This is a genomic window from Streptomyces cupreus (genome assembly GCF_014257025.1).
In the GTDB taxonomy this organism is placed as follows: Bacteria; Actinomycetota; Actinomycetes; order Streptomycetales; family Streptomycetaceae; genus Streptomyces; species Streptomyces cupreus.
Genome location: NZ_JACMSF010000003.1, coordinates 230468 through 255493 on the forward strand (window position 1 = coordinate 230468; position 25026 = coordinate 255493).

At 70.7% G+C, this 25026-nt stretch carries 26 protein-coding genes; 16 read left to right on the plus strand and 10 right to left on the minus strand.

Features of this window, described 5'->3' with window-relative positions:
- Window positions 1–121 precede the first annotated feature (121 nt).
- Window positions 122–466, minus strand: a complete 345-nt coding sequence (locus H4N64_RS04400; RefSeq protein ID WP_186280757.1) for a hypothetical protein — start codon at window positions 464–466, stop codon at window positions 122–124.
- Between the two features lie 120 nt (window positions 467–586).
- Between H4N64_RS04400 and H4N64_RS04405 the strand changes: the two genes are divergently transcribed.
- Both H4N64_RS04405 and H4N64_RS04410 read left to right on the plus strand, forming a co-directional pair.
- Window positions 587–889, plus strand: coding sequence for an LPXTG cell wall anchor domain-containing protein (locus H4N64_RS04405; RefSeq protein WP_186280758.1), 303 nt, complete (start codon window positions 587–589; stop codon window positions 887–889).
- 43 nt (window positions 890–932) lie between these two features.
- Window positions 933–1706, plus strand: coding sequence for a hypothetical protein (locus H4N64_RS04410; RefSeq protein WP_186280759.1), 774 nt, complete (start codon window positions 933–935; stop codon window positions 1704–1706).
- A gap of 51 nt (window positions 1707–1757) precedes the next feature.
- Here the strand turns inward: H4N64_RS04410 and hutH are convergent, their stop codons facing one another.
- The 3 genes from hutH to H4N64_RS04425 form a co-directional block, all read right to left on the minus strand.
- Entirely contained in the window at window positions 1758–3296 is a 1539-nt protein-coding gene (gene hutH, locus H4N64_RS04415) for a histidine ammonia-lyase (RefSeq protein ID WP_186280831.1), read from the minus strand.
- A gap of 75 nt (window positions 3297–3371) precedes the next feature.
- A complete protein-coding gene (locus tag H4N64_RS04420) occupies window positions 3372–4535 on the minus strand; it encodes a GGDEF domain-containing protein (protein ID WP_186280760.1) in 1164 nt (387 codons plus the stop codon).
- 97 nt (window positions 4536–4632) lie between these two features.
- On the minus strand, window positions 4633–5436 hold the full coding sequence (locus tag H4N64_RS04425) for an enoyl-CoA hydratase/isomerase family protein (protein WP_186280761.1): 804 nt from the start codon (window positions 5434–5436) through the stop codon (window positions 4633–4635).
- 184 nt (window positions 5437–5620) lie between these two features.
- Between H4N64_RS04425 and H4N64_RS04430 the strand changes: the two genes are divergently transcribed.
- On the plus strand, window positions 5621–6286 hold the full coding sequence (locus tag H4N64_RS04430; RefSeq protein ID WP_186280762.1) for a hypothetical protein: 666 nt from the start codon (window positions 5621–5623) through the stop codon (window positions 6284–6286).
- On the opposite strand, the gene H4N64_RS04435 is transcribed toward H4N64_RS04430, so the two are convergent.
- Together H4N64_RS04435 and H4N64_RS04440 are read right to left on the minus strand one after the other, a co-directional pair.
- Window positions 6258–7367 (minus strand): adenylate/guanylate cyclase domain-containing protein, encoded by a 1110-nt coding sequence (locus H4N64_RS04435; protein WP_186280763.1) that lies wholly within the window; start codon window positions 7365–7367, stop codon window positions 6258–6260. The genes H4N64_RS04430 and H4N64_RS04435 overlap by 29 nt on opposite strands.
- Window positions 7368–7525: 158 nt before the next feature.
- On the minus strand, window positions 7526–8395 hold the full coding sequence (locus H4N64_RS04440) for a biotin--[acetyl-CoA-carboxylase] ligase (RefSeq protein WP_186280764.1): 870 nt from the start codon (window positions 8393–8395) through the stop codon (window positions 7526–7528).
- A 111-nt stretch (window positions 8396–8506) separates the two neighbouring features.
- Here H4N64_RS04440 and H4N64_RS04445 point away from each other — a divergent pair, with 111 nt between their 5' ends.
- From H4N64_RS04445 to H4N64_RS04455, 4 genes are all read left to right on the plus strand, one after another.
- Window positions 8507–10093 carry an acyl-CoA carboxylase subunit beta gene (locus tag H4N64_RS04445; protein WP_186280765.1) on the plus strand — a complete coding sequence of 529 codons (1587 nt, stop codon included), beginning with the start codon at window positions 8507–8509 and terminating at the stop codon, window positions 10091–10093.
- 14 nt (window positions 10094–10107) lie between these two features.
- The gene (locus tag H4N64_RS04450; RefSeq protein ID WP_186280766.1) at window positions 10108–10317 is read left to right on the plus strand and encodes an acyl-CoA carboxylase epsilon subunit; all 210 of its coding nucleotides are present in this window, start codon (window positions 10108–10110) and stop codon (window positions 10315–10317) included.
- 77 nt (window positions 10318–10394) lie between these two features.
- Entirely contained in the window at window positions 10395–10523 is a 129-nt protein-coding gene (mmpB, locus tag H4N64_RS44810; protein ID WP_260859534.1) for a morphogenic membrane protein MmpB, read from the plus strand.
- A 5-nt stretch (window positions 10524–10528) separates the two neighbouring features.
- Window positions 10529–11137 carry a Maf family protein gene (locus H4N64_RS04455; protein ID WP_186280767.1) on the plus strand — a complete coding sequence of 203 codons (609 nt, stop codon included), beginning with the start codon at window positions 10529–10531 and terminating at the stop codon, window positions 11135–11137.
- Window positions 11138–11256: 119 nt separating this feature from the next.
- Here the strand turns inward: H4N64_RS04455 and H4N64_RS04460 are convergent, their stop codons facing one another.
- Window positions 11257–11718, minus strand: coding sequence for a hypothetical protein (locus H4N64_RS04460; protein WP_186280768.1), 462 nt, complete (start codon window positions 11716–11718; stop codon window positions 11257–11259).
- A gap of 382 nt (window positions 11719–12100) precedes the next feature.
- Between H4N64_RS04460 and H4N64_RS04465 the strand changes: the two genes are divergently transcribed.
- Window positions 12101–13873, plus strand: a complete 1773-nt coding sequence (locus H4N64_RS04465; RefSeq protein WP_186280769.1) for an ATP-binding protein — start codon at window positions 12101–12103, stop codon at window positions 13871–13873.
- Between the two features lie 277 nt (window positions 13874–14150).
- Window positions 14151–14699 carry a TetR/AcrR family transcriptional regulator gene (locus H4N64_RS04470; protein WP_472910301.1) on the plus strand — a complete coding sequence of 183 codons (549 nt, stop codon included), beginning with the start codon at window positions 14151–14153 and terminating at the stop codon, window positions 14697–14699.
- 27 nt (window positions 14700–14726) lie between these two features.
- Here H4N64_RS04470 and H4N64_RS04475 read toward each other — a convergent pair whose 3' ends face one another.
- Window positions 14727–15665, minus strand: coding sequence for a DeoR family transcriptional regulator (locus tag H4N64_RS04475; protein WP_186280771.1), 939 nt, complete (start codon window positions 15663–15665; stop codon window positions 14727–14729).
- 166 nt (window positions 15666–15831) lie between these two features.
- The gene (locus H4N64_RS04480) at window positions 15832–17280 is read right to left on the minus strand and encodes an NAD(P)H-quinone dehydrogenase (RefSeq protein ID WP_186280772.1); all 1449 of its coding nucleotides are present in this window, start codon (window positions 17278–17280) and stop codon (window positions 15832–15834) included.
- A gap of 97 nt (window positions 17281–17377) precedes the next feature.
- Between H4N64_RS04480 and H4N64_RS04485 the strand changes: the two genes are divergently transcribed.
- The 4 genes from H4N64_RS04485 to H4N64_RS04500 all read left to right on the plus strand — a co-directional run bounded on the left by H4N64_RS04485 (window position 17378) and on the right by H4N64_RS04500 (window position 20912).
- Window positions 17378–17815, plus strand: a complete 438-nt coding sequence (locus tag H4N64_RS04485) for a gamma-glutamylcyclotransferase family protein (RefSeq protein WP_186280773.1) — start codon at window positions 17378–17380, stop codon at window positions 17813–17815.
- A 26-nt stretch (window positions 17816–17841) separates the two neighbouring features.
- Complete coding sequence (locus tag H4N64_RS04490) at window positions 17842–18123, plus strand: type II toxin-antitoxin system RelE family toxin (RefSeq protein ID WP_186280774.1); 282 nt, start codon at window positions 17842–17844, stop codon at window positions 18121–18123.
- 106 nt (window positions 18124–18229) lie between these two features.
- Window positions 18230–19054: a purine-nucleoside phosphorylase gene (locus tag H4N64_RS04495; RefSeq protein ID WP_186280775.1), complete on the plus strand. Its 825-nt coding sequence runs from the start codon at window positions 18230–18232 to the stop codon at window positions 19052–19054.
- A 226-nt stretch (window positions 19055–19280) separates the two neighbouring features.
- Window positions 19281–20912 (plus strand): phosphohexomutase domain-containing protein, encoded by a 1632-nt coding sequence (locus tag H4N64_RS04500; RefSeq protein WP_186280776.1) that lies wholly within the window; start codon window positions 19281–19283, stop codon window positions 20910–20912.
- A gap of 55 nt (window positions 20913–20967) precedes the next feature.
- On the opposite strand, the gene H4N64_RS04505 is transcribed toward H4N64_RS04500, so the two are convergent.
- Entirely contained in the window at window positions 20968–21642 is a 675-nt protein-coding gene (locus H4N64_RS04505) for a PH domain-containing protein (protein WP_186280777.1), read from the minus strand.
- Between the two features lie 81 nt (window positions 21643–21723).
- Between H4N64_RS04505 and deoC the strand changes: the two genes are divergently transcribed.
- The 3 genes from deoC to H4N64_RS04520 are packed head-to-tail and all read left to right on the plus strand — an operon-like array spanning window position 21724 to window position 25011.
- On the plus strand, window positions 21724–22686 hold the full coding sequence (gene deoC / locus H4N64_RS04510; RefSeq protein WP_186280832.1) for a deoxyribose-phosphate aldolase: 963 nt from the start codon (window positions 21724–21726) through the stop codon (window positions 22684–22686).
- 5 nt (window positions 22687–22691) lie between these two features.
- A complete protein-coding gene (locus tag H4N64_RS04515) occupies window positions 22692–24128 on the plus strand; it encodes an aldehyde dehydrogenase family protein (RefSeq protein ID WP_186280778.1) in 1437 nt (478 codons plus the stop codon).
- A complete protein-coding gene (locus H4N64_RS04520; RefSeq protein ID WP_186280779.1) occupies window positions 24121–25011 on the plus strand; it encodes an aldehyde dehydrogenase family protein in 891 nt (296 codons plus the stop codon). The genes H4N64_RS04515 and H4N64_RS04520 overlap by 8 nt, the downstream gene beginning before the upstream one ends.
- Window positions 25012–25026: the final 15 nt, after the last annotated feature.

Sequence of the window (25026 nt, forward strand, 5' to 3'; positions counted from 1 at the left end):
AGGTGTGGGGGACACCACGTCCGCCGTGGCGGGTGGTGTGGGTGTTGGTCAGTGCGCCCCTTGAGACGACGAAACCCCGGACGGCGGTTGCCGACCGGGGTCACGATTTCCCCAAGCGGGCTCAGCCAACCGTCTCTTCGTCGTCGTCCTCGTCGACATCATCCTCGTCGAGGTCCCAGTCCGGCGAGTCGGGGTCGTAGTCGATCTGCTCACTGGACCAGGAGGCCTGCGCCAGGTCGATCCCCGGCACCTCACTGACCAGGTCGAACGGATCCACGAGATACGCGAGCGCCTCGGCGGTGTCTTCCGTCACAGCACTCTCGGCGTGCGTCCGCTCGTCGGAGGGCATGTCGCTGTCGTCAGCGATCCGCTTCAGGGCCGCCTTGGTCACGGCGTCCGCGTCGTCCACTTCCAGGACGAGTTCCACCCGAAGCCGTACAAACCGTGATGTCTCTTCAGTGCTCATGCCCGGAGCGTACGGCCCGAGCAGGTCTTGAGGCTCCCACGACTTTCCCACGACCCGCGCCTTTCATTAGCATCGCCCCACACGGCCAATTCGCCAGCGCCACAAGGGGATCGATATTCCGTGTCATCCGCTCGCCGTCCGTTGCTGACCGCCACCGCCGCGGGGACCCTGCTGGGCGCCCTGTGGTTCGTCCCGTCCGCGAACGCGACCGGGGACGAGCCGGCGAGAGAGGTGCCCTCGACGGCCCCGTCGACACAGGTCACCCAGCAGGCCCGGGCCGCCGCCACGGACACTTCCGACATCGAACTCGCCGACACCGGAAGCTTCGACACCACGCCCTACGTCGTCGGCGGGACCTTCTCCCTCGCCCTGGGCGCGGGCTTCGTGGTGTATTCGATACGGCGGGAACGTCACGGTTTCTGAACTGACTTGACGTTTCTTTAATCAAACCTTCATAGTCCGCCTCATGAAGAGATCATCGGGGGCGCGCATAGGCGCCACGGTCGCCATGAGCGCGGTAACGCTCGCCCTCATCACGGGTTGTTCGAGCGAGGAGTCCGACGACTCCAAGTCCACGGACGCGGGGAAGTCCTCCGCCTCGCCGGCCCAGGCCGCGAAGGCGCTCAGCGCCGCGGAGCTGGAGAAGCTGCTGCTCGCCAAGGGCGACATCAAGGGCTACAAGGTCGAGACGGGGGACGACACGCTCCCCAAGTCCAAGACCGAGGTGAAGACGGACAAGGCCGAGTGCGACCCGCTGGCGTGGGCCACGGCGGGCCTGGCTCCGGGTGACACCGAGGCGAACGCGTCCAACACGGTTGCCGAGGACAAGGCGTCGAGCGCGACGGCCGCCCCGGACAGCGTCGAGGACGCCTTCAACATCAACATGACGTTCGTGGGCCTGTCCTCCTACGAGGGCGACGGCGCCGAGAAGGCCATGAAGGCCGTCACCGACGGCATCGCGGCCTGCTCCGGCGGCTACGGCCTCAAGGCGGCCGGCGAGAACTCCAAGGTCACCAAGGTCGCCTCGGCGAAGGCGTCCGGCCAGGGCGACGAGTCGGTGGCGTTCGCCGAAGACGTCGACATGGACGGCGAGGGCACGGCCACCTTCAACACCGAGGTGGTCCGCAAGGGCAACACCATCGCCACGTTCTACACGGTGAACTTCGCGTCGCTCGGCACGGGCAAGGCGGCGGAGGTCCCGGCGGAGATCGTCACGGCCCAGCTCGGCAAGATCAAGTAATCATCGGGAGCCCCGCTGCCCCTCAGGGCGGCGGGGCTCCGTGCTGTCCGCCTACTGGAGCGGTCCGGTGATGGCCTCCACGGCCGCGACCAGCCGCCCCTCGCGCACGAACGTGTCCGCGGCGGCGAGGTCGGGCGCGAGGAAACGGTCCGGCCCGGGCCCCTGCACGCCCGCCTTCCGTACGGCCTCGATGACGGCCTGCGTGGCGGGCGCGGGGGCGAGCCCCTCCCGCAGTTCGACGCCCCGCGTGGCCGCGTACAGCTCGATCGCGACGACCCGCGTGAGGTTGTCGACGGCGTTACGCAGCTTCCGCGCGGCCGACCACCCCATGGAGACATGGTCCTCCTGCATGGCGGAGGAGGGGATCGAGTCGGCCGAGGCGGGCACCGCGAGCCGCTTCATCTCGCTCACCAGCGCGGCCTGCGTGTACTGCGCGATCATGAGCCCCGAGTCGACGCCCGCGTCGTCCGCGAGGAACGGCGGCAGGCCGTGGCTGCGGTTCTTGTCGAGCAGCCGGTCGGTCCGCCGCTCGGCGATGGACGCGAGGTCGGCGGCGGCGATGGCGAGGAAGTCCAGGACATAGGCGACCGGCGCCCCGTGGAAGTTGCCGTTGGACTCCACTCGCCCGTCCGGCAGGACGACGGGGTTGTCCACGGCGGAGGCCAGCTCCCGCTCGGCCACCACGCGCGCGTGCGCCATGGTGTCCCGCCCGGCACCGGCGACCTGCGGGGCGCAGCGCACGGAGTAGGCGTCCTGGACACGCGGGGCGTCGTCCTGGTGGTGCCCGGTGAGCTGGGAGTCCTTCAGTACGGCGAGCATGTTGGCGGCGGAGGCGCCCTGCCCCGGATGGGGGCGGATGGCGTGCAGCTCGGGGGCCAGCACCTTGTCGGTGCCGAGGAGCGCTTCGAGGGAGAGGGCGGCGGTGATGTCGGCGGACTTGTAGAGGGTGTCCAGATCCGCCAGCGCCATGATCAGCATGCCGAGCATGCCGTCGGTGCCGTTGAGGAGGGCGAGGCCCTCCTTCTCGCGCAGCTCGACGGGGGCGATGCCGTGCTCGGCGAGCAGTTCACCGGCGGGGCGTACGACGCCGTCGGGCCCTTCCGCGTCTCCCTCGCCCATGAGCGCGAGGGCGCAGTGGGAGAGCGGGGCGAGGTCGCCGGAGCAGCCGAGGGAGCCGTACTCGTGGACGACCGGGGTGATGCCGGCGTTCAGCACGTCGGCCATGGTCTGCGCGACCTCGGGGCGAACGCCGGTGTGCCCCGAGCAGACGGTCTTGAGCCGCAGGAACATGAGCGCGCGCACGACCTCGCGCTCCACGCGCGGGCCCATGCCGGCGGCGTGCGAGCGGACGATGTTGCGCTGGAGCTGAGCGCGCAGCTCCTGGCTGATGTGCCGGGTCGCCAGGGCGCCGAAGCCGGTGGAGACGCCGTAGACGGGCTCGGGCTTGGCCGCGAGGGCGTCCACGATCTCCCGGGCCGCGGCGAGGGCGGCCACGGCCTCCTGGCTGAGCTCGACGCGGGCGCCGCCGCGCGCCACGGCGAGAACGTCGGACGCCGCCACGCCGGACGTCCCCACCACCACAGTGTGCATATCCATATTCAGGAGCGTACGCAGTGAATTCCAAGATGTCACCAGTGGGGGGCGGGTTCGACCCTTACCGATCGGTCACGCCGGTTCGTCAGGGCTGCGACCACGGAAGCGACGGCGTTCGCCGGTCGGCGGCTCGGTGGAGGGGGCGTCGGCCAGCCGTACGACGGGATCGTCGGGCCCTTCCCGCCCCGCAACCACCGGCTTGGTGGCTCGCATGGCCTTGGCACGGTACTGGGCGGCGTCGGCCAGCCGGAAGAGGCGACGTGCCGAGCGGACGGGGCCGATGGGGTCGGCGGTGGAGGCGACCCCGCAGGCCACCCCCTCGCCCAGCTCCAACTCGGCGGCCCGGCGGCACAGTTCGTCGGCGGCGCGGACGACCTCGTCGGCGGGCGGGCCGACGGCGAGCAGACAGAACTCGTCGCCGCCGAGACGGGCCGCGAGGGTGCCGGGGAGCATGGCGCCGCACAGGGAGAGAACCGAGCCGAAACGCTCCAGCAGGCGGTCGCCGACGGAGTGCCCGAGGGTGTCGTTGACGCGCTTGAGCCCGTTCAGATCGCAGACGACGAGGCTGACGACGACACCGTCCCTGCGGTGCCGTTCGACGGCCTCGTCGAGTCGTCCGTCCACGGCTCGACGGTTGGCGAGACCGGTGAGCGCGTCGGTGTACGCCAGCCGCCGGGCCTCCTCCAGCCGTTCCGCCTGGGCGATCCCGGCGGCGACGACGGCGGCGAGGACGGTGGCGAAGTCGGCGTCCTCCCGTTCGAAGACGGGCGCGCCGGTGGGGCGGGCGACGTAGAGCTCGCCCCACGCTCTTCCGTGCAGCACGATCGGCGCGACGACACAGCACCCACGGCCACGGCGGCGCAGTGCGGCGACGCGCTGATGGACGTACCCGGGGCGCCGCCCCGCCGCCGGCCCCTCCGCGGTCTCGACCCAGGCGTTGGGCTCACCGCCGCCTGCCCAGCGCTCGTGCAGGAACTCGGTGATCTCGGGGAACTGATGGACGGGGTACGCCTCACCCTCGGGGAACTCCTCCTCATCGGGCGCGCGGTCCCCCACATTCACCAGCACCCGCAACCGCCCGAGCTCCCGCTCCCACACGGACAGCGCGGCGAAACTCCCCCCGAGCGCACGGCAGGCCCCACTCGCGGCGGCCCGCCAAGCCTCCCGAGAACCGTGCGCCGCCGCCATCCCCTGCGCCAACCCCACAACGGTCCCGAGCCGATTGTCCTCACCCATCACTCCAGGCTAGGGAGGTTCACGACAAACAGGGACATTGATACGGCGAACAGGTGTCGCCCGGGGTCGAACCCACGTAACCCCGCCTACCGCGCCGTCACTCCCCCGGCCACTCAGGCTTCCGCTTCTCGTTGAACGCCGCCACGCCCTCCGCCCGGTCCCCCGAGAACGCCACCGCTCGCCACGCCGCGTCCTCGACCTCAAGACCGGCCCGAAGATCCAGCCCATGCCCGAGCCGCAGCGCCCGCTTGGCCGCCCTCAGCCCCACCGGAGAGTTCCCCGCGATACGGCCGGCCACGGACAGCGCCTCCTCCCGGTCCCGCCCCGCCTCCACCAGCTGATCCACCAGCCCCAACTCCCGCGCCTCCACGGCCTCGACCCGCCGCGCCGTGAAGATCAGCTCCGCCGCCCGAGCCGCCCCGACCCGCCGCGGCAGCAACTGCGTACCGCCACCCCCCGGAATCACCCCGACCGACACCTCCGGCAGCCCCACCACAGCAGTCGAGTCCGCCACGATCAGGTCGCACGACAGCGCCAGCTCGAACCCACCCCCCAGCGCAAACCCATGCACCGCCGCGATCGTCGGCACCGGCAGGTCCAGCACCCCCGTGTACGCCCCGCGGGTCACCGGCCGCTGCCGCAGCAGATCCGCGTCACTGAACGAGTTCCGCTCCTTCAGATCCGCCCCGACACAGAACGCCCGCTCATGCGTGGACGTCAGCACCACGACCCGTACGCTCGCGTCCGCCCCCAGCGCCGCACACGCCGCCCCCACCGACCGCGCCATCTCCGACGACACGGCGTTCATGGCCTTCGGCCGGTCCAGGGCGAGTTCCGCGACATGCCCGCCGTCCCCGTGCCGCCGTACCAGCACGAAGTCCCCGTACCGCTCCTCGCTCATGACACCCTCCGGTTAACGCGGGTTAACAACAACCGCCCCGATCATCGCAGCCCGACCCCCCAGGGGGAAGGCACCCCCGTTCGAGTGACATCCCCCGCAACCGCGCTTCCCCCACCCGCCGGAGCGCGTAGCGTGCGTCCGCCACGGCGCACCGAGGGCGCGAGCGCATCGGGGAGGGATCGTGATGGCGGTTACGGAATCGTCGGCGACGGAGACCACAGAGGGCGCGGAGGCCGGCGCCCCGACCCGCCTCTTCGGCCCTCGCGGCCGGCACCGCCGCCCCCGCCCCCGCAAGGTCCTCCTCGCCGCGGGCGGCCTCGCCCTCGCGGCCGGCGCCCTGAGCCTCGTACGACTGACCCCCGAGTCCGGGCTCGGCGGCCTCGGCACACCCGGGGCGGAACCCCGGCTGGACCCCAGCGGGGACAGCACCCCGGCCACGGACCGCGCCACGAACGCCGCCGCGACCGTGGGCGAGACCCCGCAGGTCAGCCCGTCCGCGACCACCGTGATGGGCGGCCTGAGCGCCACCCCCACGGCGCCCCCGAGGCTCGTATCGACAACCTCCCCGACGACCACACCCGCATCGCCCCGGGACCCGGCCACGACCATCCCCGAGGCCCCGAACACCATCACACCTCAGCCGCAGCCCACGACGACGACCCCGCAGCCGCCCGTGGCCGCGCCGACGCCCGCCCCCAGCGGGCCCCCGAACACTCCGGGCCCGCAGCCGTCGCCCAGCCCGTCCGACCCGCCCGGCGTATGCGTTCCGATCATCGGACTGTGCGTGGACCCGCTGAGCAAGCACCACGACCATCCGTCTGCTACGACGGCGTCCCGTCCCGACGCGTGAGCAGCCACGGCTCGACCACGCCGAGGCCACGCACCGGCCGCTGCCACATCGGCTGGAGCCCGAAACGGTACGTCGGCGGCTCCTCGCCCTCCTTCTCCGCGGCCGCAGCGGCCTCGGCCGCCTCCGCCTCGGAGGCCGGCGCCTCACCGGTACGGATCAGCTCCTCCGCGAAAGCGCTGTCGACGAGGACTGCGTCCCGTGGAGCTATCGAGGTCAGCCGGGAGGCCAGGTTCACGGTCGTACCGAAGACATCGCCCATACGAGTGGTCACCGTGCCGAAGGCGATGCCCACCCGCAGCTCGGGCATGGTCTCGTCGTTCGCCATGGTCTCGATGAGCCGCAGCGCGATCTCGGCGGCGACACCCGCGTCGTCGGCCGAGTACAGCACCTCGTCGCCGAGCGTCTTGATGAGCCGTCCACCGCGCGCGGCGACCAGGTCGGCGGCGGTGGTCTCGAATGCCTCGACGAGTTCGCCGAGCTCCTCCTCCTCCATGCGGCGGGTCAGCCGTGTGAACCCGACGAGGTCCGCGAAGCCGACGGCGAGGCGCCGGTCGACCATCTCCTCGTCGTCGGCGGCCTGGATGACCCGGCCGGCCGAGGCGGCGAGCTGACGGCGCCAGACGTAGACGAGGAACTCCTCCAGCTCGGGCAGGAGCAGCTCGATGATCGGGTACGTCACCTCGGTTCGGGTCATGCCCGGTTCCGGGGGCTCGGTCAGGCCCTCCAGGAAGGAGTCGATCTGCCACTCGGCCAGCCGGGCGGTGGTCTGCCCGGTGGACCTCGCCACCTGTACGGCCATGGCCTCGCTGAGCAGCCCCGCCTCGACGAGACCGGCGAGGCGTCTGAGCGCCAGTACGTCCGCCTCGGTCAGCGCCTTTGCCTGCCCGATGTCGGCGAAGCCCATGGCCCGCCAGAAACGGGACGCCAGCTCCATGGAGACACCGGCGCTGCGGGCGGCCTGAAAGGGGGTGTAGCGCCGCTCCGCGCCGAGGATGAGCTGTTCGAGACGCAGGGCGAGTGGATCTTCGCCGGGGTCGGCGGCGTGGGGGTCCATGCCGGAGCCCGTGTCGTCGACGGTCACGCCTGCTGCCCTTCCGATCTGCCGCGGTCAGGTATCGACCGGCCCCAACTCTACGGCAGGTGTGCGCCAGCTCACTCCGTTAAGTGGGGCGAAGGGTTTCCTGATCGCGGCCGTTTCCTGTACGCGGGGTCGTGGTAGCTGCGTCCGGCGTGGCCGGCTCACGCCGGACGCAGATGCACGATGTCCCCCGCCCCCACCGGCTCCCGCACACCCTCCTCCGTGGCGATCACCAGGCGGCCGTCCCCGTCCACCGCCACCGCCTCCCCGACCAGCGACCGATCCCCCGGCAGCTCCGCCCGCACCACTCGCCCGAGCGTCGCGCACCCCGCCGCGTACGTCGCCTGGAGGCCGCTCACCGCGGGGTCGCCCCCGGCCGACCGCCACCGCCCGTACCAGTCCTCCAACGACCGCAGCACCGCCCGCAGCAAGGGATCCCGGTCCGTGGTCACCGCCCCGGCCAGCGCCAGCGACCCCGCCTGGGGCACCGGAAGTTCCTCCTCCTTGAGGGTGACGTTGATACCGACGCCGACCACCACCCCGTCGTCCCCGGCCCGCTCCGCGAGGATGCCCCCGGCCTTGCGCTCCTCCCCGCCGACGGTCACCAGCAGGTCGTTGGGCCACTTGAGTGCCGTATCGACCCCGGCCGCCCGCGAAAGCCCCGCCGCCACCGCCACACCGGTGAGCAGCGGCAGCCAGCCCCAGCGGGAGACCGGAACGGCGGTCGGCTTCAGCAGGACGGAGAAGAAGAGGCCCGAGCGGGGCGGTGCCGTCCATCGCCGGTCGAGTCGCCCCCGCCCCGACGTCTGCTCCTCCGCGACCAGGACCGCGCCTTCCATGGCCGTACCCTCCCTGGCCAGGGCCACCAGGTCGGAGTTGGTGGAGCCGGTGCGCTGCACCACTTCCACGTCGCAGTAGAGGCCCCCGTGCCCGCCGTCCTTCACCAGCGCCCGGCGCAGCGCCGCGCCATTGAGCGGGGGACGTTCCAGGTCGGACCAGCGGCTGTCGTCTGATGTATCTCGCGGCGTCATGCAAGCCACCCTAGGTGTGTGAAACGCCGCACTGCCGAATGGTAGGCGCACCACTAGTCTACGGATGAGTAACCGTCCCCCCTTTTGAGCAGGCAGGGAGCCGCGATCCCGATGTCCGAGCCGGAAGAGCAGATCGACATCCACACCACCGCGGGCAAGCTCGCGGATCTTCAGCGCCGCATCGACGAAGCGACGCACGCCGGCTCCGCACGCGCCGTCGAGAAGCAGCACGCCAAGGGCAAGTTGACGGCCCGTGAGCGCATCGAGCTCCTGCTCGACGAGGGGTCGTTCGTCGAGCTCGACGAGTTCGCCCGGCACCGCTCCACCAACTTCGGCCTGGAGAAGAACCGCCCCTACGGCGACGGCGTGGTCGTCGGGTACGGCACCGTCGACGGCCGCCCCGTCGCCGTGTTCTCCCAGGACTTCACCGTCTTCGGCGGCGCCCTCGGCGAGGTCTACGGCCAGAAGATAGTCAAGGTCATGGACTTCGCCCTGAAGACCGGCTGCCCGGTGATCGGCATCAACGACTCCGGCGGCGCCCGCATCCAGGAGGGCGTGGCCTCGCTCGGCGCCTACGGCGAGATCTTCCGCCGCAACACCCACGCCTCCGGTGTGATCCCGCAGATCAGCCTGGTCGTCGGCCCGTGCGCGGGCGGGGCGGTCTACTCCCCCGCCATCACCGACTTCACGGTCATGGTCGACCAGACCTCGCACATGTTCATCACCGGCCCTGATGTCATCAAGACCGTCACCGGCGAGGACGTCGGCTTCGAGGAGCTGGGCGGCGCACGCACCCACAACTCGGCCTCCGGCGTGGCCCACCACATGGCCGGGGACGAGAAGGACGCCATCGAGTACGTCAAGCAGTTGCTGTCGTACCTGCCGTCCAACAACCTCTCCGAGCCCCCGGCCTTCCCGGAGGAGGCGGACCTCGAACTCAGCGACGAGGACCGCGAGCTGGATGCGATCGTGCCGGACAGCGCGAACCAGCCGTACGACATGCACACGGTGATCGAGCACATCGTGGACGATGCCGAGTTCTTCGAGACGCAGCCGCTGTTCGCGCCGAACATCCTCACCGGCTTCGGCCGGGTCGAGGGCCGTCCCGTCGGCATCGTCGCCAACCAGCCGATGCAGTTCGCTGGCTGCCTCGACATCGACGCGAGCGAGAAGGCCGCGCGGTTCGTCCGCACGTGTGACGCCTTCAACGTCCCCGTCCTCACCTTCGTCGACGTGCCCGGCTTCCTGCCCGGGGTGGACCAGGAGCACACCGGCATCATCCGCCGCGGCGCCAAGCTGATCTACGCCTACGCCGAGGCGACGGTCCCGCTGATCACGGTCATCACCCGCAAGGCCTTCGGCGGCGCCTACGACGTCATGGGCTCCAAGCACCTGGGCGCCGACCTCAACCTCGCCTGGCCGACCGCCCAGATCGCCGTCATGGGCGCCCAGGGCGCGGTCAACATCCTGCACCGCCGCACGATCGCCGAGGCGGACGACGTGGACGCGACCCGTGCCCGCCTGATCCAGGAGTACGAGGACACCCTCCTCAACCCCTACATCGCGGCCGAGCGCGGCTACATCGACGCCGTGATCATGCCGTCGGAGACCCGCCGCCACATCGTGCGCGGCCTGCGTCAGCTGCGCACCAAGCGGGCGTCCCTGCCCCCGAAGAAGCACGGCAACATCCCCCTCTAGCCCCAGGAGCCGTCATGACGATCAAGGTGCTGCGGGGCAACCCGACACCGGAGGAGCTGGCCGCCGCCCTGGCGGTGGTCAGAGCCCGCGCCGCGGCGGCGGCCTCGGTGCCGCCCGGCGCGCCCACCGAACGGGACTCGTGGTCGGACCCGGCAAGAATCGCGGCCCACCGCCTGCCGCAGCCGGGCCCGACGACGTGGGCACGTACTTACTGGCCCAGCTGAACCGACGCGGAACCAGGGGCGCCATTTAAGTACGCATACTCAGGCGCCCTGACCCGGCCAAGCCACACGCTGGTGACATGCTGTGGTCCGACCCCGAAGACGAACCGCCCAAGGAACTCCGCGACGTACAGAACATGCTGCGGAGACTGGGCGTGTTCGTCGCGTTGGCCATGGTGCTCGCGATGCTCGTGACCGGACTACGCTGAACCGCATGACTGATCAGCCCCGCCGCCGACTCGTCCTGGCCTCCGCCTCCCCCGCCCGCCTGAACCTCCTGCGCCAGGCCGGACTGGACCCGGAGGTCATCGTGAGCGGCGTCGACGAGGACGCCGTCACCGCGCCCACGCCGGCCGAGCTGGCCCTCGCCCTGGCCGAGGCAAAGGCCTCCGTCGTGGCGGCGAAGCCCGAGGTCATGGGCGCCCTGGTGATCGGCTGCGACTCGGTCCTCGAACTGGACGGGGAGCCCCTCGGCAAGCCCGCGGACGCCGAGGAGGCCACCGCCCGCTGGAAGTCGATGCGCGGACGGGCGGGCACGCTCCAGACGGGCCACTGCGTCTGGGACACGGTGCGCGGACGGTACGCCTCCGCCACGGCCTCGACGGTCGTCCGCTTCGGCGACCCGACCGACGAGGAGATCGCCGCGTACGTCGCCTCGGGCGAACCCCTCTACGTCGCCGGGGCGTTCACCCTCGACGGCCGCTCGGCCCCGTTCATCGACGGCATCGACGGCGACCACGGCAATGTCATCGGCATCAGCCTGCCGCTCGTACGGCGGCTGCTGGGCCAGTTGGGGATCTCCATCACCGACCTGTGGACCTGATCTCGGACGGCGTACATGAACGTGCGTCAGTCGTACGGGGGTTGGGCGGGGCGAGATGGGCATGGCACCCGCATGCACGACTTCGCACCCGCTGTCTGTCGGCGCCGAAGAGGGGGCGCTCACGCAGGCGCAGCCCCGTTCGTGGGCTCCGGCCCGGAACCGGCCTCCGGGTGCGCGTCAGCCGGCGTCTCCTCGGCGTCGTACGTCATGAGCAGCAGCACGATCAGCCCCAGCACCACCACCATGAACAGGAACGCGCCCCAGCCCACCAGGCCCCAGGCGAACGCCCCCAGCAGCCCGTGCACGACCGCCGCGCTGATCAACAGCATCCGGCCGAGACCCACCGCCGGACGGTCCCGTAGCGCGACCAGGAGGGCCACCAGGGCGCACAGCGCGAAGTAGAGCCCGAAGACCACTCCGCCGATCTTCGAGGACACGGACATCACATCGGAGTCGAGTCCCGCCAGGGACATGTCCTGGCGGTCGACCACGACGCCCAGGAACCACTGGACCGCCGCGATGCCGAATGCCTCGGCGAAGAGGACGACCGCCACCACCCACGCCACCGGTCTGCGCACCACCGGCCCCCACCCACTTCCGAGCGCTCTAGCGCCGTCCTAGCAGGACTGCGGTTACTCCAAGTACGTTCGAGACAAGCGAACGCTACTAACGGGTAAACCTCGGGACAAGGGTTCAGGGAGGGGCAAAGAATCGTTGGGCCATTCGTAGGGACTCGACAAAGAAACAGAGTGGCCCGCAGCACCTGATGACAGAGACCTTGACCACAACGGGCGGCTAGGGTTTCCGGGAGGAGTCCTTCGTACCGCGGTGCGACAAGGGATTTCGCGGGTCGAGCGAGCCTCGAATCACGCTCCGTGTGGGCAAGCTCACCATTGGGGACGGGTCGAAGTGCCGTGTCGGCAGTCCCTAAACTCGGCTTGTTTCAAGGAGGGAGCCTCAATCGTGCGCAAGGTGCTCATCGCCAACCGTGGCGAAATCGCTGTCCGCGTGGCCCGGGCGTGCCGGGACGCCGGTATCGCGAGCGTGGCCGTATACGCCGACCCGGACCGGGATGCTCTGCATGTCCGCGCCGCGGATGAGGCGTTCGCCCTAGGCGGTGACACCCCGGCCACCAGCTACCTGGACATCGAGAAAGTCCTGAAGGCGGCGCGCGAGTCGGGGGCCGACGCCATCCACCCCGGCTACGGCTTCCTCTCCGAGAACGCCGACTTCGCGCAGGCGGTTCTCGACGCGGACCTGATCTGGATCGGTCCGCCGCCGCAGGCCATCCGGGACCTCGGTGACAAGGTCGCCGCCCGGCACATCGCCCAGCGCGCCGGCGCCCCGCTGGTCGCCGGTACGCCCGACCCGGTCTCCGGCGCGGAGGAGGTCGTCGCCTTCGCCGAGGAGCACGGCCTGCCGATCGCGATCAAGGCCGCCTTCGGTGGCGGTGGCCGCGGTCTGAAGGTCGCCCGGACCCTCGAAGAGGTGCCCGAGCTCTACGACTCGGCCGTCCGTGAGGCCGTCGCCGCCTTCGGGCGCGGCGAGTGCTTCGTCGAGCGCTACCTGGACAAGCCGCGGCACGTGGAGACCCAGTGCCTGGCCGACAGCCACGGCAATGTCGTCGTCGTGTCGACCCGTGACTGCTCGCTCCAGCGCCGCCACCAGAAGCTGGTCGAGGAGGCCCCGGCGCCGTTCCTGTCCGACGAGCAGATCGCCGAGCTGTACTCCTCCTCCAAGGCCATCCTGAAGGAGGCCGGTTACGTCGGCGCCGGCACCGTCGAGTTCCTGGTCGGCCTGGACGGCACGATCTCCTTCCTGGAGGTCAACACCCGTCTCCAGGTGGAGCACCCGGTCACCGAGGAGGTCGCCGGCATCGACCTGGTCCGCGAGATGTTCCGTATCGCCGACGGCGAGGAGCTGGGTTACGGCGACCCGGCGCTGCGCGGCCACTCCTTCGAGTTCCGCATCAACGGCGAGGACCCGGGCCGTAACTTCCTCCCCGCCCCCGGCACGGTCACCGCGTTCGGCCCGCCCACCGGCCCCGGCGTCCGCCTGGACGCGGGCGTGGAGTCCGGCTCGGTCATCGGCCCGGCCTGGGACTCCCTGCTGGCCAAGCTGATCGTCACCGGCCGCACCCGTAAGGAGGCCCTCCAGCGGGCCGCCCGCGCCCTGGAGGAGTTCCAGGTCGAAGGCATGGCCACCGCCATTCCGTTCCACCGCGCGGTCGTCCAGGACCCGGCGTTCGCCCCCGAACTGACCGGCAGCGAGGACCCGTTCACGGTCCACACCCGCTGGATCGAGACCGAGTTCGTCAACGAGATCAAGCCCTTCGCCGCGCCCGCCGACGTGGACACGGACGAGGAGCCGGGCCGTGAGACGGTCGTCGTCGAGGTGGGCGGCAAGCGCCTGGAGGTCTCCCTCCCGTCCTCGCTCGGCATGTCGCTGGCCCGCACGGGCCTCGCGGCGGGCGCCAAGCCCAAGCGCCGCGCGGCCAAGAAGTCCGGCCCCGTCGCCTCCGGCGACACCCTCGCCTCCCCGATGCAGGGCACGATCGTCAAGGTCGCGGTCGAGGAGGGCCAGGAGGTCAAGGAGGGCGACATGGTCGTCGTCCTGGAGGCCATGAAGATGGAGCAGCCGCTCAACGCCCACAAGTCCGGCACCATCAAGGGCCTGGCCGCTGAGGTCGGCGCGTCGATCACCTCGGGCGCGGCGATCTGCGAGATCAAGGACTGACCCGTACGAGCACCCCGAGGCGCCCGGTGGACTGGAGCAGACAGTCCACCGGGCGCCTCGTTCTTCCCCGTCGCACGGCGCCGCTCCCGCCCGGGACATCCTGTAAGAGACGTCATGACCGCCGGACGGTCCGGGAAGGCCGCTCGCGGGTGTGCGATGGCATCCTGAAGGAACAGCCGGGCATGGATGAGGGCAGGTGGGAGCCATGGTGGGCGCGATGTCGCGCGGGACCGCGGAGAGTGAAGGTGCGGCGGCACCGCAGGTTGCTCCGCGCGCCATGCGCGCCGATGCCCGGCGCAACCACGAGCGTCTCCTCACCGAGGCCCGCACCGCCTTCGCCGAACACGGCACGGACGCGTCCCTGGAGGACGTGGCCCGCAGAGCGGGCGTAGGCATCGGCACCCTCTACCGCCACTTCCCCAACCGCCACGCCCTGCTGAGCGCGGTCTTCGAGGACGCGGTGAGCGACCTGCTGTCCCGGGCCCGCGAACTGAGCCGGGCCCCGGAGCCGTGCGGGGCCTTGGTGACCTGGCTACGCGAGATGGTCGAGCACGCGAGCGAGTACCGGGGTCTGTCCCGAGCCCTGATGTCGGTGACCAACGACGACACGTCAGCCTTGGCACGTTGCAGCGACCCCATCAGGGAAGCGGGCAGCGAGCTACTGACCAGAGCGCAGGACGCGGGCACGATCAGAGAGGACGTAGCAATCGCAGACCTGCTCCAACTGACGCACGCCATCGCGCTGGCGGCGGGGGAGACGCCGGGGGACCCGGAGTTGGCGGACCGATTGCTGATGCTGACACTGAGGGGTCTGAAACCCACCTAGGGGCGCGGGGCTGTGTGTGGCGCCAACCTAACGCCGCCGCAAATCAGCGACGCGCCCCCGCTCAGCCCCTGGCGCGGGCTCCCCGATTACAGCCGAACGAAGCCCAGCAGGAGCACTCCGCCTAGGCCCCGGCACAGACCGCGTAGCGCGCCGCGCCGGGACTTCGTCACCCCCCGGGCTCCCACTCGCCCCGGCCACGGCGATCTGCACCCCCTGATCGGCAAGGGCCTGAAGCTCGGTCTGGGCACGGTCGTCATGGCCCGGCGGCTCGTCGGTCACCAGCCGCGTGATCACATCCGTGGGCACGGTCTGGAACATCGTGTCCGTACCGAGCTTGGTGTGATCGGCGAGCACGACGACCTCCGCCGCCGCCTGCACCAGCGCCCGGTCGACGGACGCCGAGAGCATATTGGAGGTGGAAAGCCCGCGCTCGGCCGTGAGGCCGCTCCCGGACAGGAAGGCCCGCGACACCCGCAGCCCCTGCAGGGACTGCTCGGCGCCGGAGCCGACGAGGGCGTAGTTCGAACCGCGCAGGGTGCCGCCGGTCATCACGACCTCCACCCGGTTCGCATGGGCCAACGCCTGGGCCACCAGCAGGGAGTTGGTGACGACGGTCAGTCCGGGCACCCGGGCCAGCCGACGGGCCAGCTCCTGCGTGGTCGTACCGGCCCCGACCACGATGGCCTCGCCCTCTTCGACGAAGTTCGCGGCGAGATCGGCGATGGCCGTCTTCTCGGCGGTCGCGAGATGTGACTTCTGCGGAAAGCCGGACTCCCGCGTGAACCCGCCCGGCAATACCGCACCGCCATGCCGGCGGTCGAGGAGTCCTTCTGCCTCCAGCGCGCGCACGTCCCGCCGTACGGTCACTTCGGAGGTCTGGACGACGCGGGCGAGCTCACGGAGCGACACGGCCCCGTTCGCTCGCACCATTTCGAGGATCAATTGGCGACGTTCTGCAGCGAACACGAAACTGACAGTAACCCCAACGACCGTCTGGTTTCAGCAGTTTGCGCCGAATAGCAGAAGTTGTTCGCACAGGAGGGCGGGAAGTGGTATAGGAGCTAAGCCCGCACCCTATGCCGTACGCATGCTCGACAACTCCCCGTGACCAGCGGGGAGTCGGTTCAAGCCGTCAGAGCTCGCCGCCGCTCTTGCGGGTGTGCAGCTGCCGGGCCACCTCGGCGATCGACCCCGAAAGAGAGGGGTACACGGTGAACGCGTTCGCGATCTGTTCGACCGTCAGATTGTTGTCGACGGCGATCGAGATGGGGTGGATCAGTTCCGAGGCGCGCGGGGACACGACCACACCGCCGACCACGATGCCGGTGCCCGGGCGGCAGAAGATCTTGACGAAGCCGTCCCGGATGCCCTGCATCTTGGCGCGCGGGTTGCGCAGCAGCGGGAGCTTGACGACACGGGCGTCGATCTTTCCGGCGTCCACGTCGGCCTGCGAGTAGCCGACGGTCGCGATCTCGGGGTCGGTGAAGACGTTCGACGAGACCGTCTTCAGGTTCAGCGGGGCCACCGCGTCGCCGAGGAAGTGGTACATGGCGATACGGCCCTGCATCGCGGCGACGGAGGCGAGGGCGAAGACGCCGGTGACGTCACCGGCGGCGTACACACCGGGAGCCGTCGTCCTGGACACCTTGTCGGTCCAGATGTGACCGGACTCGCGCAGCTTGACGCCGGCCTCCTCCAGGCCGAGCCCGGCGCTGTTCGGGATGGCGCCGACGGCCATGAGGCAGTGCGAGCCGGTGATGACACGGCCGTCGGCGAGGGTGACCTCGACGCGGTCGCCGACGCGCTTGGCGGCGGCGGCGCGGGAGCGGGCCATGACGTTCATGCCGCGCCGGCGGAAGACGTCCTCCAGCACGGCGGCGGCGTCCGGGTCCTCGCCCGGCAGCACGCGGTCACGCGACGACACGAGGGTGACCTTGGAGCCGAGCGCCTGGTAGGCGCCGGCGAACTCGGCACCCGTCACACCCGAACCGACCACGATGAGCTCTTCGGGCAGCTCGTCGAGGTCGTAGACCTGGGTCCAGTTGAGGATGCGCTCGCCGTCGGGCTGGGCGTCGGGCAGCTCGCGCGGGTGACCGCCGGTGGCGATGAGGACGGCGTCGGCGACGAGGGTCTCCTCGGTGCCGTCGGCGGCGGCGACGATCACCTTGCGGGAGCCGTCGAGGGCCTGCATGCCGTCGAGCCTGCCGCGGCCGCGCATGACCCGGGCGCCCGCGCGGGTGACGGAGGCGGTGATGTCGTGCGACTGCGCGAGCGCGAGCCGCTTCACACGTCGGTTGACCTTGCCGAGGTCCACGCCGACGACCCGCGCGGGGGTGTCGATGTGGGGGGTGTCGTCGGCGACGATGATGCCGAGCTCTTCGTACGACGAATCGAAGGTGGTCATCACCTCGGCCGTAGCGATAAGGGTCTTCGACGGCACGCAATCGGTCAGCACCGACGCCCCGCCCAGACCGTCGCAGTCGACGACGGTCACCTCCGCGCCGAGCTGAGCGGCGACCAGCGCCGCTTCGTATCCGCCGGGTCCGCCACCGATGATCACGATCCGAGTCACGTACTCCATTGTCCCGCACGCGCCGCGGTGCTACGGCCCAGGGGCCCGCCCGAGACCCCACCGTTACGGGAGGGACTGCCGTTGCGCCCTGCCGTACCCTCTCCCCATGTCGCTCTACGCCGCGTACGCCGGCAACCTCGACGCGCGGCTGATGACCCGCCGCGCCCCGCATTCGCCGCTGCGCGCCACCGGCTGGCTGAACGGATGGCGGCTGACCTTCGGGGGCGAGCAGATGGGCTGGGAGGGCGCGCTGGCGACGATCGTCGAGGACCCCGCGTCCCAGGTGTTCGTCGCGCTGTACGACATCGCCCCCATGGACGAGGAGTCCCTGGACCGCTGGGAGGGCGTCGGCCTCGGCGTCTACCGCCGGGCGCGGGTACGGGCGGCCACCCTGGACGGCGAGGAACCGGCGTGGGTGTACGTCCTGAACGGCTACGAGGGGGGCCTCCCGTCGGCCCGCTACCTCGGCGAACTCGCGGACGCGGCGGAGTCGGCGGGCGCGCCCCACGACTACGTGATGGAGCTGCGGAAGCGGCCTTGCTGAGGGCCTGAGGGTCATAAACTCGGCTCATGACCGGTTCGCGCACCTACCAGACCTACTTCACCGAGCAGGCCGCCGCTGCCCGTGACCGGCTCGACGACCAGCAGCGTGCCGCGTTCGACAAGGGCATCTCGCTGCTGGCGCGTGACCCTTTTCCGGCCCTGTCCCGGCCGATAAGCGCCACGGGCGACGACAGGACCATCCGGCTGACGCAGAACATCCTGGTCGAGTACACCATCAGCATGGGCCGGTTGCTGATCTTCATCGTCGAGGTCTTCAACGACAAGGACGTCTTCGTCACCGAGGAGTGACCGCCCTGCCCGCGGAGCGTTTCGTCGGAAACAACAAGGCAACGATCCCCATCCCGTGGGCTCTGTCATCTACGCGCGTAGGCATTGACCGGCTACCCTCGTCGGCGTGAACGCATCTCTTCTTCCGGACGACATCCAGGGCGACCCGTACGCCGCCGCCGACGCCGCCGCCGCTCGCCTGCGCGAACTGACGGGGGCCGAGACCCACGACGTCGCCCTCGTGATGGGCTCCGGCTGGGCACCGGCCGTGGACGCCCTCGGCGCTCCCGACGCCGAGTTCCAGGTCACCGAGCTGCCCGGGTTCCCGCCACCGGCGGTCGCGGGCCACGGCGGCAAGATCCGCTCGTACAAGATCGGCGAGAAGCGGGCGCTGGTCTTCCTCGGGCGTACGCACTACTACGAGGGCCGTGGCGTGGCCGCGGTCGCGCACGGCGTCCGTACGGCGGTGGCGGCCGGCTGCAAGACGGTCGTGCTGACGAACGGGTGCGGTGGTCTGCGGGAGGGCATGCGCCCCGGGCAGCCGGTCCTGATCAGCGACCACATCAACCTCACCGCGACGTCGCCGATCGTGGGCGCGAACTTCGTCGATCTGACGGATCTGTACTCGCCGCGGCTGCGGGCGCTGTGCAAGGAGATCGACCCCACGCTGGAGGAGGGTGTCTACGCCCAGTTCCCCGGTCCGCACTACGAGACTCCGGCGGAGATCCGTATGGCGCGGGTCATCGGGGCGGACCTGGTGGGCATGTCGACGGTCCTGGAGGCCATCGCGGCGCGTGAGGCGGGCGCGGAGGTGCTGGGTATCTCCCTGGTCACGAACCTCGCCGCGGGTATGACGGGCGAGCCGCTGAACCACGAGGAAGTCCTCCAGGCGGGCCGCGACAGCGCGACCCGGATGGGCTCCCTGCTGGCCCAGGTGCTGGGCCGGCTGTAGTCCGACGGAACGTCTTCCGCCCCAGCCGCCCCTACCCGTTCCCATCCCCAGAGGCGCTGCCCCCCTTTTAGCCCGTCCGGCGTTTGAGGACGAGGCCCCTTGAGGGCCGAAGCGGGGGTCTGGGGGCGGCAGCCCCCAGGGACGGGAATGGGTAGGGGCGGCGGGGGCGAACACCGGACGGCGCACCCCCGAACTCCCACCCTCCCCCCGAACCGAGAGGTTGACCGTGCACGACGATCTCATCGCCCGCGCCAAGGCATGGCTGGTCGAGGACCCCGACGCGGACACCCGCGCCGAACTCGCCGACCTGATCGACGCCAAGGACACCGCAGAGCTCGCCACACGCTTCACCGGCACCCTCCAGTTCGGCACCGCCGGCCTCCGCGGCGAACTCGGCGCCGGCCCCATGCGCATGAACCGCACGGTCGTCATCCGCGCCGCCGCCGGCCTCGCTGCGTACCTGAAGAAGCAGGGCCAGGAAGGCGGCCTCGTAGTCATCGGCTACGACGCCCGCCACAAGTCGGAGGACTTCGCCCGCGACACGGCCGCCGTCATGACGGGCGCAGGTCTGCGGGCCGCCGTACTCCCCCGCCCCCTCCCCACCCCCGTCCTGGCGTACGCCATAAGGCACCTCGGCGCGGTCGCCGGCGTCGAAGTCACCGCCAGCCACAACCCGCCCCGCGACAACGGCTACAAGGTCTACCTCGGCGACGGATCACAGATCGTTCCCCCCGCCGACGCCGAGATCGCCGCCGAGATCGACGCCATCGGCTCCCTCACCACGGTCCCCCGCCCCACCACCGGCTGGGAGACCCTCGACGAGGGCGTACTCGACGCCTACCTCGCCCGCACGGACGCCGTCCTCGCCCAGGGCTCCCCCCGCACCGCCCGCACGGTCTACACGGCCATGCACGGCGTCGGCAAGGACGTGCTGCTCGCCGCGTTCGCGAGGGCCGGCTTCCCGGCGCCCGCGCTGGTCGCAGAGCAGGCCGAGCCCGACCCGGACTTCCCCACCGTCGCCTTCCCCAACCCGGAAGAGCCCGGCGCGATGGACCTCGCCTTCGCGAAGGCCCGCGAGACCGAGCCGGATCTCATCATCGCCAACGATCCGGACGCCGACCGCTGCGCCGTGGCCGTCAAGGACGGCGACGGCTGGCGGATGCTGCGCGGCGACGAGGTCGGCGCGCTGCTCGCCGCGCACCTGGTCCGCCGCGGCGCGACCGGCACGTTCGCCGAGTCGATCGTCTCCTCCTCCCTCCTCGGCCGGATCGCCGAGAAGGCGAACCTCCCGTACGAGGAGACCCTCACCGGCTTCAAGTGGATCGCCCGCGTCGACGGCCTGCGCTACGGCTACGAGGAGGCCCTCGGCTACTGCGTCGACCCCGAGGGCGTGCGTGACAAGGACGGCATCACCGCCGCCCTGCTGATCGCCGAGCTGGCCTCGGAGCTGAAGGAGCGGGGCCGCACGCTCCTCGACCTCCTCGACGACCTCGCCGTCGAGCACGGGCTGCACGCCACCGACCAGCTCTCGGTCCGCGTCGAGGACCTCTCCGTCATCGCGGACGCCATGCGCCGCCTGCGCGAGCGGCCGCCGACCGAGCTGGCGGGCCTGGCCATCACCCGCGCCGAGGACCTCACGCAGGGCACGGACAAGCTCCCGCCCACCGACGGCCTGCGCTACACCCTGGACGGCGCCCGTGTGATCGTCCGCCCCAGCGGCACGGAGCCCAAGCTCAAGTGCTACCTGGAGGTCGTCGTCCCGGTCACCGACCACTCCGCCCTCCCGGCGGCCCGCGCCAGGGCCACCGACCTCCTGGAGGCCATCAAGCGGGACCTGTCGGCGGCGGCCGGCATCTGAGCCGTCACACCGACTGACGAAGGGTGCCCCCGCACGGAGGCACCCCGGAAGTCGCTCAGCCGACCACCAGCAGAATGATCAACAAAACCGCCCCCGCCACCACAGGCCCGATGACCTCATAGGCCCACCGCACGGCGACATCCCCCTGCGCGGACTCCTCCTTCTCCCGCGTAACAAGCAGCTCCCGAAGGTCGTCCATCACCTTGTCGGTCTCGGCACGAGCGGGCCCGTCAATCTCACCGCCGCCCCCGAGCCCCCCAAAACCAAGCCCAAGCCCAGCACCCCGTCCGCCCCGGCCGCTTCTCTCGGCCTCCGCCCGAGCGGAGCGCCTCGCCGCCTTCTTCCGAGCCCGCAGCGAAACAGGAATCGCCCACAACTGATACTTCGCCCCGGACTTGGCCAACACCTCATTGGAGTACCCGGACCGCAAAGAGGCGACCTGCCCCCACGGCAACGCCACCACCCGGAACGGATTCCGGATCCGCAGCCGATCCTCATCGGCGAAGACGGCCGGCCGCAGCGTGAACGCGGCCACCCCAGGCACCACAAGGATCAACGACGCCAGCGCCAGCCAAGGCGTCCGCCCGTCCCCCTGCACCAGCGCGTCGATCCCGAGCCACAGCACAATGCCCAGCAGCAGTACCCCACCCGTGATGCCCATGGGCGAGCGATAAACCCGGTCCCTCGATGGAGGAACCTGCGCTGGTGAGGGGTGTCCCGGGGTCGTCATGGCCCCGATTCTGCCCGACGCAGTCACCAGCGCCCGGGGGTGTACAGCCGCTACGCGCGTAGATATGCTCGTCTGGTGACCATGCCCACCAATGCACCCACCGCAGCGAAGACCCTCTCGGACGTCACCGCGTCCGACAGCACGCTGCGCCGCTTCCTCCACGGGCTGCCCGGCGTCGACGCGGTCGGCCTGGAGGCGCGCGCCGCCTCCCTCGGCACCCGTTCCATCAAGACGACCGCCAAGGCCTACGCCATCGACCTCGCGATCTCGATGGTCGACCTGACGACGCTGGAAGGCGCGGACACCCCGGGCAAGGTCCGGGCGCTCGGCGCCAAGGCGGTCCACCCCGACCCCACCGACCGGACGACCCCGACCACGGCCGCGGTCTGCGTGTACCCGGACATGGTGGCCGTGGCCAAGGAGGCCGTCGCCGGTTCCGGCGTGAAGGTGGCCTCCGTCGCCACCGCCTTCCCGGCCGGCCGCGCCGCCCTCCCGGTGAAGCTGGCGGACGTGCGGGACGCCGTCGCCGCGGGTGCCGACGAGATCGACATGGTCATCGACCGCGGAGCCTTCCTCGCGGGGAACTACCTGAAGGTCTACGACGAGATCGTCGCCGTGAAGGAGGCCTGCGGTGCGAGCGCCCGCCTGAAGGTCATCTTCGAGACCGGCGAGCTGTCGACGTACGACAACATCCGGCGCGCGAGCTGGCTCGGCATGCTCGCGGGCGCCGACTTCATCAAGACGTCGACCGGCAAGGTGGCGGTGAACGCGACCCCCGCGAACACCCTGCTCATGCTGGAGGCCGTGCGGGACTTCCGCGCCCAGACCGGGGTACAGGTCGGCGTGAAGCCGGCCGGCGGTATCCGTACGACCAAGGACGCGATCAAGTTCCTGGTCCTGGTGAACGAGACGGTCGGCGAGGACTGGCTGGACAACCACTGGTTCCGCTTCGGCGCCTCCTCCCTGCTGAACGACCTGCTGATGCAGCGTCAGAAGCTGGCCACCGGCCGCTACTCCGGCCCCGACTACGTGACGGTGGACTGATCATCATGGCTTCCGTATTCGAATACGCACCGGCACCCGAGTCCCGCTCGGTCGTCGACATCGCCCCGTCCTACGGCCTGTTCATCGACGGCGAGTTCGTTGACGCGGCCGACGGCAAGGTCTTCAAGACGGTCAGCCCGTCGACCGAGGAGGTCCTCTCCGAGGTCGCCCAGGCCGGCGAGGCGGACGTCGACCGGGCCGTGAAGGCCGCCCGCAAGGCGTTCGAGAAGTGGTCGGCGCTGCCCGGCTCCGAGCGCGCCAAGTACCTGTTCCGGATCGCCCGGATCATCCAGGAGCGCAGCCGCGAGCTCGCCGTACTGGAGACCCTGGACAACGGCAAGCCGATCAAGGAGACCCGCGACGCCGACCTCCCCCTGGTCGCCGCGCACTTCTTCTACTACGCGGGCTGGGCCGACAAGCTCGACCACGCCGGCTACGGCGCGAACCCGAAGCCGCTCGGCGTGGCCGGCCAGGTCATCCCCTGGAACTTCCCCCTCCTGATGCTGGCGTGGAAGATCGCCCCGGCGCTCGCGACCGGCAACACGGTCGTCCTGAAGCCCGCCGAGACCACCCCCCTTTCCGCTCTCTTCTTCGCGGACATCTGCCGCCAGGCGGGCCTGCCCAAGGGTGTCGTCAACATCCTTCCGGGCTACGGCGACACGGGCGCGGCCCTGGTGGCCCACCCGGACGTGAACAAGGTGGCCTTCACCGGCTCCACCGCGGTCGGCAAGGAGATCGCGAAGACGGTCGCCGGCACCCGTAAGAAGCTCACCCTCGAACTGGGCGGCAAGGGCGCCAACATCGTCTTCGACGACGCCCCGATCGACCAGGCCGTCGAGGGCATCGTCAACGGCATCTTCTTCAACCAGGGCCAGGTCTGCTGCGCGGGCTCGCGTCTGCTGGTCCAGGAGTCGATCCAGGACGAGCTCCTCGACTCCCTCAAGCGCCGGCTGTCCACGCTCCGCCTCGGCGACCCGCTGGACAAGAACACCGACATCGGCGCGATCAACTCCGAGGAGCAGCTCGCCCGGATCACCTCGCTCGTCGAGCGGGGCGAGGCGGAGGGCGGCGAGCGCTGGTCGCCCGCCTGTGAACTGCCGGAGAGCGGCTACTGGTTCGCCCCGACGCTGTTCACCAACGTCACCCAGGCGCACACCATCGCCCGCGACGAGATCTTCGGCCCGGTGCTGTCCGTCCTCACCTTCCGCACCCCGGACGAGGCCGTCGCCAAGGCCAACAACAGCCAGTACGGCCTGTCGGCGGGCATCTGGACGGAGAAGGGGTCGCGGATCCTCGCCGTGGCGAGCAAGCTGCGCGCGGGCGTGATCTGGTCCAACACGTTCAACAAGTTCGACCCGACCTCGCCGTTCGGCGGTTACAAGGAGTCGGGCTTCGGCCGCGAGGGCGGCCGCCACGGCCTGGAGGCGTACCTCGATGTCTGACGCGACCCGACTCTCCGTCTTCAAGACCTACAAGCTGTACGTCGGGGGCAAGTTCCCCCGCTCCGAAAGCGGCCGGGTGTACGAAGTGACCGACTCCAAGGGCAACTGGCTGGCCAACGCGCCCCTTTCGTCCCGCAAGGACGCCCGTGACGCGGTGGTGGCCGCGCGCAAGGCGGTCGGGCCCTGGTCCGGGGCGACGGCGTACAACCGCGGGCAGATCCTCTACCGCATCGCCGAGATGCTGGAGGGCCGCCGCGAGCAGTTCGTGCGTGAAGTGGCCGACGCCGAGGGCCTGTCGAAGTCCAAGGCCGCGGCGCAGGTGGACGCGGCGATCGACCGCTGGGTCTGGTACGCGGGCTGGACCGACAAGATCGCCCAGGTCGTGGGGGGCGCGAACCCGGTCGCGGGCCCGTACTTCAACCTCTCCTCGCCCGAACCGACCGGCGTGGTCGTCGTCCTGGCCCCCCAGGAGTCGTCGTTCCTCGGCCTGGTCTCGGTGATCGCCCCGGTGATCGCGACCGGCAACACGGCGATCGTGATCGCGAGCGAGGAGTCCCCGCTCCCGGCCCTCTCCCTCGGCGAGGTCCTGGCCACCTCCGACCTGCCCGGCGGTGTCGTCAACGTCCTGTCGGGCCGTACGGCGGAGATCGCGACGCCGCTGGCCGCGCACCAGGACGTCAACGCCATCGACCTCGCGGGCGCCGACGACGTATTGGCGAAGGAGCTGGAGATCGCGGCGGCGGACAACCTCAAGCGGGTTCTTCGTCCACAGCCTGTGGATTACACGGAGACCCCGGGGATCGACCGTATGACGGCGTTCCTGGAGACGAAGACGGTCTGGCACCCCACGGGTTCGCTGGGCGCGTCCGGCTCGTCGTACTAGAGCCGCCCCGAACCA